The organism is Skermanella rosea, assembly GCF_016806835.2.
In the GTDB taxonomy this organism is placed as follows: Bacteria; Pseudomonadota; Alphaproteobacteria; order Azospirillales; family Azospirillaceae; genus Skermanella; species Skermanella rosea.
In genome coordinates this window covers 6,003,404-6,015,519 of sequence record NZ_CP086111.1, presented here as the reverse complement: position 1 = coordinate 6,015,519, position 12,116 = coordinate 6,003,404, and the positions used below count along the sequence as shown (strand labels likewise).

The following is a 12,116-nucleotide window of genomic DNA, read 5'->3' as shown; positions in this document are numbered from 1 at the left end:
CCCCGCGGCGGGATTTGTGTGGCATTGTGTTTTCCGCTCCGGTTGGAAGGTCCTGGGTCCAGGGCCGGCCAACCGGAGCGGTTTTATGGTTGATCGAACGGTTCAGAGGCAGGGGCTGGCGGCCTGATGGCGAAGCAGGACTATTACGAACTTCTCGGCCTGACCAAGGGTGCCTCGGCGGAGGAGATCAAGAAGGCCTATCGCAAGATGGCCATGCAGTATCACCCCGACCGGAACCCTGGCGACGCCGAGGCGGAAGCCAAGTTCAAGGATTGCAGCGAGGCGTACGAGGTCCTCAAGGACGAGCAGAAGCGCGCGGCCTACGACCGCTTCGGCCATGCCGCCTTCGAGGGCGGCGGCCCGGGCGGCGGACGCGGCGCCGGCGGCTTCGACTTCAATTTCGGGGGCGGCGGTTTCGCGGACATCTTCGACGAGATGTTCGGCGACTTCATGGGCGGCCGGCGTGCCGGCGGCCAGACCGGCCGGGGCGCGGACCTGCGCTACAACCTGGAGATCTCGCTGGAGGAAGCCTTCAGCGGCAGCCAGGCCACCGTCCGGGTTCCGACCTCGGTGGTCTGCGAAGGATGCTCGGGCAGCGGGGCGGAAGCCGGCACCCAGCCGATCTCGTGCCCGACCTGCGGCGGCCTGGGCAAGGTGCGGGCCCAGCAGGGCTTCTTCACGATCGAGCGGACCTGCCCGTCCTGCCACGGCGCCGGCCGGGTCATCAAGGACCCGTGCAAGAGCTGCGGCGGCAGCGGCAGGACCCGGAAGGAGAAGAACCTCCAGGTCAACATCCCCGCGGGCGTCGAGGACGGCACCCGCATCCGGCTGGCCGGCGAGGGCGAGGCGGGGCTGCGCGGGGCGCCGACGGGCGATCTCTACATCTTCCTGGCGATAGCGCCCCACCGGTTCTTCCAGCGCGACGGCGCCAACATCCATTGCCGGGTGCCGATCCCGATGACGACCGCGGCGCTCGGCGGCACGGTCGAGGTGCCCAGCATCGACGGCAGCCGGGCCAAGGTCAACGTGCCGGCCGGCACCCAGTCGGGCCACCAGTTCCGCCTGAAGGGCAAGGGCATGTCCGTCCTGCGCAGCACCCAGCGCGGCGACATGTATATCCAGGCCGTGGTCGAGACGCCGGTCAACCTGAACAAGAAGCAGCAGGAACTGCTGCGCGAGTTCGAGAAGGCGGGCAAGGAAGGCACCAGCCCGGAAAGCGAGGGCTTCTTCGCCAAGGTGAAGGAGCTTTGGGAAGACCTGAAGGACTGAAGGAACCGGCGGTGACGGGGGAATGGCGGTCCGGCCCCATTCCCCCGTCCACCGTCATGCCGCCCGCGGGATCGGCGCCATCAGGCTCAGGGCGAACATCAGCGCCGCCGCGGTGACCACGCTGGGGCCGCTCGGCAGGTCCCAGAACAGCGAGCCCATCAGGCCGCCGATCACGGCGGCCATGCCGACCAGCGACGCCGCGACGGCCATTTGCTCGGGCGAGCGGGAAAACCGCCGGGCGGTCGCGGCCGGCACGATCAGCAGCGACGTGATCAGCAGGATGCCGACGATCTTCATGGCGATCGCGATCACCGCGGCGATCAGCAGCATGAAGACAAGGCGGATCGCCAGCACCGGCATCCCCTCGACCCGCGCCAGGTCCTCGTCCACCGTGATGGCGAGCAGGCGCCGCCAGATCAGCGCCAGCACGGCCAGCGCCACGGCGCCGCCGCCGTAGATCCACTGGATGTCCGCGACGGTGACCGACAGGATGTCGCCGAACAGGTAGGCCAGCAGGTCGATCCGCATGGTCTCCATGAAGGCTATGGCGACCAGGCCCAGGGACAGCGTCGAGTGGGAGACGATGCCGAGCAGCGTGTCGCTGGCGAGCTGGCGCTGTTCCTGGAGCATCACCAGCAGCGTGGCGATGGCGACGCAGACCGCGATCACGCCGACCGTCAGACCGATCCCCAGCAGATAGCCCAGGGCGATTCCCAGCAGGGCGGAGTGGGCAAGGGTATCGCCGAAATAGGCCATCCGGCGCCACACGACGAAGGATCCCAGCGGGCCGGCGACCAGCGCTATGCCGCAGCCGCCCAGCAGGGCCCGGATCATGAAATCATCCATGGCCGTGATGCCTCCGGGCTTCGGGAAGCGGACGGGCCGCATCCTGGCCGGACGGCAGGGAGACCACCGCGCCGGCGCAGTCGTGGTGATGGTCGTGGCTGTGCTGGTAGACCGCCAGGGCCTCCGCATGGCGGCCGAACATCGCCAGATATTCAGGGTGCCGGCTGACATCCTCCGGATGGCCGGAGCAGCACACGTGGCCGTTGATGCAGAGCACCGTGTCGGTCCGCGCCATCACCAGGTGCAGATCGTGGGAGACCAGCAGCACGCCGCAGCCTCGGCTCCGGCGGATCTCGGCGATCAGGTTGAACAGCTCGATCTGGCCATGGACGTCGACCGCCTGCACCGGTTCGTCCAGCACCAGGATGTCGGGCCGGCGCAGCAGGGCGCGGGCCAGGAGCACGCGCTGAAGCTCGCCGCCCGACAGGGTCTGGACCGCGCCGTCGATCACGTGGGCGGCCCCCACCTCGTCGAGCACCCGGGCCAGATCGGCGCGGTCGACCCGCTGCCACAGGGTCAGGAAGCGGCGCACGGTCAGCGGCAGGGTCCGCTCGACCTGGAGCCGCTGGGGCATGTAGCCGACGGTCAGGCCGGCGCGGCGCCGGATCGATCCGGCGGACGGCTTGACCAGGCCCAGAACCGACTTGACCAGGGTCGTCTTGCCGGCGCCGTTAGGACCGATCAGCGTCACGATCTCGCCCGCGCCGACGGTCAGGTCGATATCCTCCAGCACGGTGCGGCTGCCGTAGGTGACGGTCAGCCCGCGGACTTCGACCAGAGGCTCTCTGTTGGATGACATGAAGGCTGCGCCCCGATTCCCTCGCCGGTCAACCGGCACTTGACAAGGTTATGTTATAACAGAACAGTAGGGGCTTCACGAATATGCAATTGTGCAACCCTGCCCCGGTCGGAGGTCACACCCCGTCATGAACGTCCGTCGCGCAACAACATCACTCCTGGCCCTGGCCGGAGCGGCATTTTTCCCCGCCGCCTTCCCGGCCGCCGCCCCGGCGGCGGAACCGGTCGGCGTGGTGGCCTCCGTCAAGCCGGTCCATTCCCTGGTCGCGGGCGTGATGCAGGGTGTCGCCGAGCCCATGCTCCTGGTCAAGGGCGCGGCGTCCCCGCACTCCTTCAGCCTGCGCCCCAGCGACGCCCGCGCCCTCAACAGGGCCGACCTGGTATTCTGGATCGGCGAGGACCTGGAGACCTTCCTGACCAAACCCATCGGGTCCCTGAGCGGCAAGGCCCACGTGACCGCCCTGATGGAGGCGCCCGGCGTCACCCTGCTGCCGACCCGGGAAGGCGGCGCCTGGGAGCCGCACGAGGCCTCCGACCATGAGCACGCGCAAGACGACCACGGGCATGGCGACCACGGGCATGGGGACCAGGACCACGGGCACGGCGACCACGCCGAGGGCGGGCATGGGGATGAGGACGGACACGCGCACGGCACGCGCGATGCCCATATCTGGCTCGACGTGGCCAATGCCCGGGCGATGGTCGCCGCCATCGCGCGGGAATTGTCCGAGCATGATTCCGCCAACGCCGCCCGCTACCAGGCCAATGCCAAGGCCCTGACCGAGCGGCTGACCGCGCTCGACGCCGAGCTGGGAGCCCTGCTGGCCCCGGTGAAGGACCGGCCGTTCGTGGTTTTCCACGATGCCTACCACTATCTGGAGGACCGCTACGGGCTGAACGCCGTCGGCGCCATCACGGTCAGCCCGGAGCAGCGGCCCAGTGCCCAGCGGCTCAGCGAGATCCGGGGACGGATCGCCGCTCTCGACGCCGCCTGCGTGTTCGCCGAGCCCCAGTTCGAGCCGACCCTGGTCGCTACCGTCGTCGAGGGCACCGGGGCCGGCAAGGGCGTGCTCGACCCGCTCGGAGCGGGGCTGCCCGACGGTCCGGACCTCTATTTCCAGCTCATGCGCGACATGGCCGCCTCTCTGGCGTCCTGCCTGAAAGCCGGCTGACCGCTTCCCGCCGCCAGCCACCAGGACAGGGCGGCCGCGGCGGCGATCCAGACGGCGACCACGACGGCGGCCGCCGCGTAGCTGACGGGGGCCGCCGCGGGCAGCGCCCGTGCGGCCGAGCGGTGCTCCGCCAGCACGTCGGCGGGAATCAGCCGGGCGACGAGCAGGATGCCGAGCGGCACGATGAGCAGGTCGTCGAGATAGCCGACGACCGGGATGAAGTCCGGGATCAGATCGATCGGACTCAACGCGTAGGCCGCGACCAGGAGCGCCGCCGCCCGGGCATACCAGGGTGTCCTGGGGTCGCGGGCCGCCAGATAGACCGCGTGGACGTCCCGTTTCACGCCGCGGGCCCAGGCCTTCGCCCCGGACAGCATGCCGCCTCCCCTCCCTACCCGATCGGCCGGCTCCGCCCGGCTGCATCAGAGAATATTAGCAAGTCTCCGATACAAGGAAAACCCGTCCGCCCGGAGCGTCATCCATGAACCCCGGTGACGGTTTCCTGTAACCGTCCCGCGGAAAGTCGCATCGCGGGATCATAGAACCGGGTGACTGCGCGGTGACTACGTCCTTGAAGGCCGAAGCGAAGCGTCTGGAGCAGTTCGTCTCGCGTGTGGCCGCCATGCTCGCGATCATCCTGCTGATCGGCATACCGGCGGTCGATTTCGGCCTGAACCTCCGCGATACCCGGGAGCACACGGATATCGAGGCGAGGCGCCTGGCGTGGGACGTGGCGGGCCTGGCCGGCCGGCACGCAACCGGCTGGCAGTCCCAGGCGGACTCCCTCGGCGAATTGCTGGCCACCGGACGCGCCTTCGACCGCAGCGAGGACGAAACGGAACTGTACCGCGTCCTGGACGGCGACGGGCGCGCCGTCGCGGAGCATGGAGACATGCCCCTGGCGCCGTACCTCGCCCATGAGGCTCCGATCATCCTCGACGGCAGGACGATCGGAACCGTCCAGGTCTTCCAGAGCCTGGATGCCGTGATCGAGCATCTCCTGGCCGCAGCGCTGGCTGCCGCCGTCATCGCGGCGGCGAGCTACGCCACGGCCCGGCTGCTGCCCGCGAGGATACTGCACCGGACCTTCTCCCGGCTGGAGACCGCGGAGATGAGCCTCGCCGCGCGGGTGCAGCAGCTGGAGACGACCCGGGCCGAGCTGGAGGCGACCTCCGGCGATCTGCGGGACGCGCTCGATGCGGCCGCTGCGGCGAGCCAGGCCAAGTCGCAGTTCCTGGCCAACATGAGCCACGAGCTGCGGACGCCGCTCAACGCGATCCTCGGCTTCTCCGATGTCATGAGGTCCGAGACCTTCGGCCCGCTCGGCGACCGCCGGTACCGGGATTACGCGACGGACATCTACCGGAGCGGGGACCACCTGCTCCGGCTGATCAACGACATCCTGGATCTGGCCAAGATGGATGCCGGCGGCCTGGAGATCCACGAGGAGGCCATGGACCCGGTCCAGGTCTGCCAGGAAGCCCAGAGCATGGTGCGGCCGCTGGCGGAGGCGTCGCGGGTGGCGCTGGAGCGCTGCCAGTGCGCGGACCTGCCCCTGGTGAGCGCCGATCCCCTGCGGATGCGCCAGGTGCTGCTCAACCTGCTGTCCAACGCGATCAAGTTCACGCCGGCGGGCGGCTCCGTCCGGCTGTCCATCGACGTGGTGCCCGGGCGGGGGCTGCGCCTGTCCGTGACGGACACCGGGATCGGCATGGCTCCCGAGGAGATCCCGAAGGCGCTGCAGCGCTTTCGCCAGATCGACAGCCGGCTGGCCCGCAAGTACGAGGGCACCGGGCTGGGCCTGCCGCTGGCCAAGCGGATCATGGAGCTGCATGGCGGTTCCCTGGAACTGACCAGCGCTCCGGGATCGGGAACCACCGCCGAGGCTGTGCTGCCGGCCGGCAGGCTCCTGTCGGGCCGGTCCCGGTGCGGGGAGGCGGAACCGGCGCCCCGCGACCCCGACCTCGAAGGATGCACGGAGACCTGGAGGCTCAGTGCCGGAAGTGGCGCATCCCCGTGAAGACCATCGCGAGGCCGCGCTCGTCGGCGGCGGCGATCACCTCGCCGTCGCGCATGGATCCGCCGGGCTGGATGATCGCGGTGGCGCCGGCATCCGCCGCCGCCAGCAGGCCGTCCGCGAAGGGGAAGAAGGCGTCGGACGCGACCACGGAGCCGATCGTCCCCGCTTCCGTCCGGCCCGCCGCTTGTGCCGCGTCGGCCGACTTCCACGCCGCGATGCGGGAGCTGTCCACCCGGCTCATCTGGCCGGCGCCGATGCCCACGGTCGCGCCGGCCTTGGCATAGACGATGGCGTTCGACTTGACATGCTTGGCGACCCGGAAGGCGAACAGCAGGTCGGCCAGTTCCCGGTCGTCGGGCGCCCGCTTCGTCACCACCTTGAGGTCGGGCAGGCCGATCCGGCCGCTGTCGCGATTCTGGAACAGGAAGCCGCCGGACACCGTCCGCACGGTCATTCCGGGCGCCGCCGGATCGGGCATGGCGCCGGTCAGCAGGACGCGCAGGTTCTTCTTGGCGGCCAGGAACGCCCGGGCCTCCCCGTCGGCGTCGGGGGCGATGACCACCTCGGCGAACAGCTTGGCGATCTGCTCGGCCGTGGCGGCGTCCAGGGTGCGGTTCACCGCGATGATGCCGCCGAAGGCGCTGACCGGGTCGCATTCCAGCGCGCGGGCGTAGGCGTCGGGCAGGTTGTCGCCCTCGGCCACGCCGCAGGGGTTGGCGTGCTTTATGATGGCGACCGCCGGGCGCTCGAACTCGGCCACCAGCTCGAACGCGGCGTCCGTGTCGTTCAGGTTGTTGTAGCTCAGCTCCTTGCCCTGGAGCTGGGTCGCCGTCGCGATGCCCGGCCGACCGTCGGCCCCGACATAGAAGGCCGCCTGCTGGTGCGGGTTCTCGCCATAGCGGAGCGTCTGGCGCAGGCTGCCGGCGACCGTGACCCGGGCCGGGAAGGTCTCGCCGTTCTGGCCGGCGAACCACTGGCTGATCGCTGAATCATAAGCGGCCGTGCGGGCGTAGGCGCCGGCCGCCAGCCGCCGCCGGAGCGCCAGCGTCGTGGCGCCGTCATTGGCCTCCAGCTCGGCCAGGACCGCGTCGTAGTCCGCGACGTCGGTCACCACGGCGACGAAGCCGTGGTTCTTGGCGGCGCTCCGGATCATCGCCGGGCCGCCGATGTCGATGTTCTCCACGCAGTCCTCGAACGCGGCGCCGCGCGCGACCGTCGCCTCGAACGGGTAGAGGTTCACCACGACCAGGTCGATCGGCGGGATGCCATGGGTCTCCATGGCGGCCAGGTGGCTGTCCAGGTCGCGGCGCGCCAGGATGCCGCCATGGACCTTGGGGTGAAGCGTCTTGACCCTGCCGTCCATCATCTCGGGGAAGCCGGTATGGTCGCCGACCTCGGTGACCGGCACGCCGGCGTCGCGGAGTTGCTGGGCGGACCCGCCGGTCGACAGGATCTCGACGCCGCGCGCCGCCAGGGCCTGGCCGAACGGCACCAGGCCGGTCTTGTCGGAAACGGAAACGAGGGCGCGGGTGACGCGGACGAGATCGGCGGTCATGACGGCGGTATCCTGCGAAATTCTGGCCCTGTCGGGCGTGGCTGCGGTTCGGGTGCGGTGATGCTTCAGGGCTGCTTCTTCTCGCGGCGTAGCGCCCATTTGATCACCGTGCGATCGGACACGGTGTCGCCGGTCACGACGATCTGGCGGGTCCGCCGCGGCTCGTCGCCGTCGCCGAACCCACCGCCGAAATAGATGCTTTCGGAAACGGCGAAGGTCCCGCCGGTCGCCCGCAGGCGCCAGGACGAGCCCCCCGGCAGCCGCAGCAGGGCGGAGCCGCCGTTGGGCGACACGGTGACGTCCACGCCGGGATGAAGGTGGAAGCGGAGCGCGAAGGGGTGGCCGGCGGGGCCTTCCAGCGTGTCCTCGCCGCGCAGGTCGTCGCCGTTGTCCGCGAGGTAGAGCCGCCGCCGGTGCAGCAGCCCGAAGGCGCGGACATAGCCGTCGTGGGTCGCCTCGACCAGGGTGGCGCCATCGCTCTCGATGCGCTCGCAGGTGATCCGGTTCGGCCGGCGGCCCAGGCCGCCCCCCTCGAACACTTCCGCGGAATTGGTCTCCGCCACCGCGAGGGTCGAATGGGCGGCGGTCGCCGCCAGCGCGCCGCGCCAGGGGCCGAAGCGGCTGGGATGCGAGCCGCAGTTGACGATCAGGCGCTCTCGCCCGATGGTCATCTCGAAGCTGAGCGTGCCGGCATGGGCGTCCTGGTCCAGGCCCGGCGGCGGCGCCTTGCCGGTGTCCATCAGCACCGTGGTCCGGCCGGCCAGCATCCGCTCGAACCCGCAATGGGGCGCGCTCTTCAGCGGGCGCCCGCGCGCGTCGGACTGGGCCAGCACCGTGTCGGTCATGGCCGGGTCGGCCTCGCGGCCGCCGTTGAACAGCGCCAGCCCGCCGTCGCCGTGGCGGAAGAAGCGGAGCGCCGGCGTCATGCGGTCGATCGCGTGCTGGAGCATCTCCGGCACCTCCTGGCGGGCCGCGCGCAGGACGGCGCGCAGGTCGATCAGGTGGCGGAGCACCAGCATGTGGCGCTCGGGGTTGCGCTCCACATGGCCACCGTCCGGCAGCACCTGGAGCGGCAGTTCCCGTTCCAGCAGCCGCAGGGCGTAGGGCACGTGCTTCTCGCAGCCGGGCAGGCACAGCCCGCCATAGACCAGTCCCTTGACCGCGGTCAGGAGCGCCGCCCCCTGGAGCGGGCCGGGGGTGACGCGGGTCAGGTGGCGGGTCTGCCGCGCCAAGCTTTCGAACACCCGGCCGCGGAAGGCGTCGTCCGCGCTCTGGCAGTAGAAATCATGCTGGCCGATCCAGTTGGCGATGCGGGCACCGAGCACGTCGGGCGCCCACGATGCCTGGTTCCAGCCGTGGTTCTGGTCGAGCCAGCCGGTGATCAGCAGGCGCGCCTGCCGGCGCGGCGCGTCGCCGCCCAGAGCGCGCAGGTCGCGCAGCCAGTCGAACGCGTTCATCTGGGCGATCCAGGTCTCGCCGAAGCCCAGGGCCGGCACCCAGACCGGCTCGTCCGCCTGCATCACCTCGCCCGCGAAGGGGAACACCCCGTCCATCAGGGCAGCACCGATATCGGCATCGCCCGGCCAGGGATCGTTGGGGACGGTCGCCAGCCCGCTGACCGGCCGGCCACCCAGGGTAAGCCCGTACAGCGGATTGCCGAAAGCGAACGCCCGCGCGCCCTGCTTCAGCCAGCCCAAGGTGTCGCGCTGGCCAGTCATCCCGCCTCAGGCACCGCGCAGCCGCCGGATATTCCCGGCATAGGCGTCCTGCCCGCCGGAGAAGGTCGCCGTCCCGGCGACCAGCACGTCGGCACCGGCCTCGATCGCGGCGCCCGCCGTCTCGAAATTGATCCCGCCGTCGACCTCCAGGTCGATCCGCCGGCCGCTGGCGTCGATCCGGCGGCGCAGTTCCCGGATCTTGTCGAGCTGGGACCGGATGAAGCTCTGCCCGCCGAAGCCGGGATTGACGCTCATCACCAGGATCAGGTCCAGGTCGTCCAGCAGATAGTCCACCGCTTCGACCGGGGTCGCGGGGTTGAGCGACAGGCCGGCCTTCTTGCCCAGCGACTTGATCAGCTGGATCGTCCGATGGGTATGGGCGCCGGCCTCGGGATGGACCGTGATGATGTCGGCGCCGGCCTTGGCGAAGTCGGCGATGAACAGGTCGACCGGCGAGATCATCAGGTGGACGTCGAACACCTTGGCGGAATGGGGCCGCAGGGCCGACACGACGGCGGTGCCAATGGTGATGTTGGGCACGAAATGCCCGTCCATCACGTCGATATGGATATAATCGGCGCCGGCCGCATCGACGGCGCGCACCTCCTCTCCCAGGCGGGCGAAGTCGGCCGACAGGATGGAGGGAGCGATTCGGGTCGATTGCTGCATGGCGAAGCCGTCCTACGAAAGCGAAGCTGTCCTACCAAGTCCGGCGGGGTGTGCGCAAGATCACACATGGTCCCTGCCGGCGCAGGTTTGAATTGCGCAAATCGACCGTCATCGAGATCGGCTTATCATTTGGTGCGGACGAGCCGCGCCACGAAGAAGCCGTCAATGCCGCCCAGTTCGGCGAGGTGGCCCGGCAGGGTCCTGACTTCGCCGCGCTCGTTGATCAGTTCCGACAGGCCGCCCAGCTCGCCGGGATCGACCGGCAGCCGCTCGACCGGCGCCCCGGAATTCAGCAAATGGTCGATCCGCTGCTCGCCCTCCTCCGGCTGGAGCGAGCAGGTGCAATAGACCAGCATGCCGCCGGGCTTGAGCAGCTCGACCGCGTGGGCCAGCAGCCGGCGCTGGGCGCCCGCCAGCTTGGTGACGTCCTCCTGGGTCTTCAGCCGCAGGATGTCGGGATGGCGGCGAATAGCCCCGGTGGCGCTGCACGGCGCGTCGAGCAGGATGGCGTCGGCCGGCTCCCCCGGCTTCCAGGTCGCGGCATCGGCGGTCAGGGTCTCCGCCCACAGGTTCAGCCGCTCCAGGTTGGCGGACAGGCGGCGCAGCCGCCGCTCCGACCGGTCGAGCGCCGTCACCTCGGCCCCGGCGGCCGCGAGCTGGGCGGTCTTCCCGCCCGGCGCCGCGCACAGGTCGTAGATGGTCCTGCCCCGGATGTCGCCGAACAGCTTGGCCGGCAAAGCCGCCGCCGCGTCCTGGACCCACCACGCGCCCTCGTCATAGCCGGGCAGGTCGGTGACCTGGCCGCCGGAGGCGCGCCGGATCGTCCCGGTCGGCAGCACGGTGCCTTCCAGCCGTGCGGCCCAGTCGCCGGGCGACGCCTTGGCGGTGAGGTCGAGCGGGGCCTCGATCAGGTTCGCCTCGACGATGCCGCGGGTGCGGGGGGTGCCGTAGGCGGTCCGCCAGGCGAGCCACAGCCAGTCCGGCGTGTTCAGCCGGCCGGCGTCCTGCTTCTTCGCCTGGTCGGCGCCCTCGCGGGCGACCCGGCGCAGCACGGCGTTGATCAGGCCCTTGTAATGGCTGAGCCCGCGCTGTTCCGCCGCGGCCACCGAGGTGTCGACCGCGGCGTGCGGCGGCGTGTCGAGGAACACGAGCTGGGCCGTGCCGAGCCGCAGGATGTCGAGGACGCCGGCGCGGACCGGGTCGGGCTTGGTCAGGGCCGCCGACACCAGGGCGTCGATCTGTCCCAGGCGGCGCAGGACGGTCGCCACCATCAGCCTTACGAAGGCGCGGTCGCGCGGCTCCAGGGCGTCCAGCCCCTCGTGCGCGTCGAACGCATCGTCGAGCGGGATCTTCTTGCGCAGCACCGACTCGAGCAGGTCGAGGGCGGCGTTGCGGGATGCCAGCGTGCTGTCGGTCATGCCGCGCGGTTTAGCGCGCGGAGGGGGGCTTGTCGAATCGGAAAAGGCTCGGGGGCGGGTCTAAGCCGGGACGAGCGCCTTCCGGAAAATCACCTTGTCCTCGTCGGCTTGGTAGAAGTCCCGTATCCGGCCTTCCTCCTCGTAGCCGCACTTGCGGTAGAACGCCCGCGTGCGCTCGAAATCCGGAAGTCCCGAAGTCTCCACCAGAAGCAGGCGCTCGCCCCGTATCGCCAGTATCCGTTCGATGTGGCGCAGCAGGGCGGCACCGCGCCCCTGCCCTTGGCAGTCGGGATGTACGGCGATCAGGTACAGGTTCCAGGTTCCCGCGGTCATCCGCTCGGGCGCGTAGTAGGCGACCGCTACCGGCCCATTGTCGTCGTCGGCAAGCCAAGCGTCGTCGCCGGCATCGCCGTTGAGATAGCCGGCCATCATCTCGTCCAGCATGCCCGAGGGAAACAGGCCGTTCGCATCGATGATCGCCTTGAGGGCCGTGAGGTCGTCGGGCGTAGCGGGCCGGATCGTGCCGGAATGATGCGAGGGGCGGGTCTGCTTCACGGCGATCATCTCTTGAACCTCCCGACCGATAGAGCGCCGGCAGAGGCAGTGCTGAGGGCCAGAACGAGAAGAGCCGCCACGCGGCGGCTCTCCAGG

10 protein-coding genes and 1 pseudogene are annotated in these 12,116 nt (G+C 70.2%); 3 read left to right on the top strand and 8 right to left on the bottom strand.

Going from position 1 to position 12,116, the window contains the following annotated elements:
• Window positions 1–126: 126 nt before the first annotated feature.
• Window positions 127–1,269 carry a molecular chaperone DnaJ gene (gene dnaJ / locus JL101_RS28170; protein ID WP_201076097.1) on the top strand — a complete coding sequence of 381 codons (1,143 nt, stop codon included), beginning with the start codon at window positions 127–129 and terminating at the stop codon, window positions 1,267–1,269.
• Window positions 1,270–1,323: 54 nt separating this feature from the next.
• On the opposite strand, the gene znuB is transcribed toward dnaJ, so the two are convergent.
• Together znuB and znuC are read right to left on the bottom strand one after the other, a co-directional pair.
• Complete coding sequence (gene znuB, locus JL101_RS28165; RefSeq protein ID WP_203098569.1) at window positions 1,324–2,115, bottom strand: zinc ABC transporter permease subunit ZnuB; 792 nt, start codon at window positions 2,113–2,115, stop codon at window positions 1,324–1,326.
• Window positions 2,108–2,914, bottom strand: a complete 807-nt coding sequence (gene znuC / locus JL101_RS28160) for a zinc ABC transporter ATP-binding protein ZnuC (protein ID WP_203098568.1) — start codon at window positions 2,912–2,914, stop codon at window positions 2,108–2,110. Before znuC ends, znuB begins: the two co-directional genes overlap by 8 nt.
• 127 nt (window positions 2,915–3,041) lie before the next feature.
• Between znuC and JL101_RS28155 the strand changes: the two genes are divergently transcribed.
• Window positions 3,042–4,085, top strand: coding sequence for a zinc ABC transporter substrate-binding protein (locus JL101_RS28155; RefSeq protein ID WP_203098567.1), 1,044 nt, complete (start codon window positions 3,042–3,044; stop codon window positions 4,083–4,085).
• On the opposite strand, the pseudogene JL101_RS28150 reads toward JL101_RS28155, so the two are convergent.
• Window positions 4,025–4,450, bottom strand: a pseudogene (locus JL101_RS28150) (YkvA family protein); the annotation flags it as partial. The gene JL101_RS28155 and the pseudogene JL101_RS28150 sit on opposite strands and share 61 nt — an antisense overlap.
• 194 nt (window positions 4,451–4,644) lie before the next feature.
• On the opposite strand from JL101_RS28150, the gene JL101_RS28145 reads away from it, so the two are divergent.
• Window positions 4,645–6,105: a sensor histidine kinase gene (locus JL101_RS28145; protein ID WP_203098565.1), complete on the top strand. Its 1,461-nt coding sequence runs from the start codon at window positions 4,645–4,647 to the stop codon at window positions 6,103–6,105.
• Here the strand turns inward: JL101_RS28145 and purH are convergent.
• The 5 genes from purH to JL101_RS28120 form a co-directional block, all read right to left on the bottom strand.
• Window positions 6,077–7,660: a bifunctional phosphoribosylaminoimidazolecarboxamide formyltransferase/IMP cyclohydrolase gene (gene purH / locus JL101_RS28140; protein ID WP_203098564.1), complete on the bottom strand. Its 1,584-nt coding sequence runs from the start codon at window positions 7,658–7,660 to the stop codon at window positions 6,077–6,079. The two genes, JL101_RS28145 and purH, sit on opposite strands and share 29 nt — an antisense overlap.
• 65 nt (window positions 7,661–7,725) lie before the next feature.
• Window positions 7,726–9,378, bottom strand: coding sequence for a heparinase II/III family protein (locus JL101_RS28135; protein ID WP_203098563.1), 1,653 nt, complete (start codon window positions 9,376–9,378; stop codon window positions 7,726–7,728).
• A gap of 6 nt (window positions 9,379–9,384) precedes the next feature.
• Entirely contained in the window at window positions 9,385–10,047 is a 663-nt protein-coding gene (gene rpe, locus JL101_RS28130; protein WP_203098562.1) for a ribulose-phosphate 3-epimerase, read from the bottom strand.
• Between the two features lie 125 nt (window positions 10,048–10,172).
• Window positions 10,173–11,465, bottom strand: coding sequence for an RsmB/NOP family class I SAM-dependent RNA methyltransferase (locus JL101_RS28125; protein WP_203098561.1), 1,293 nt, complete (start codon window positions 11,463–11,465; stop codon window positions 10,173–10,175).
• A 60-nt stretch (window positions 11,466–11,525) separates the two neighbouring features.
• Window positions 11,526–12,029, bottom strand: coding sequence for a GNAT family N-acetyltransferase (locus JL101_RS28120; protein ID WP_203098560.1), 504 nt, complete (start codon window positions 12,027–12,029; stop codon window positions 11,526–11,528).
• Between the last annotated feature and the right edge of the window lie 87 nt (window positions 12,030–12,116).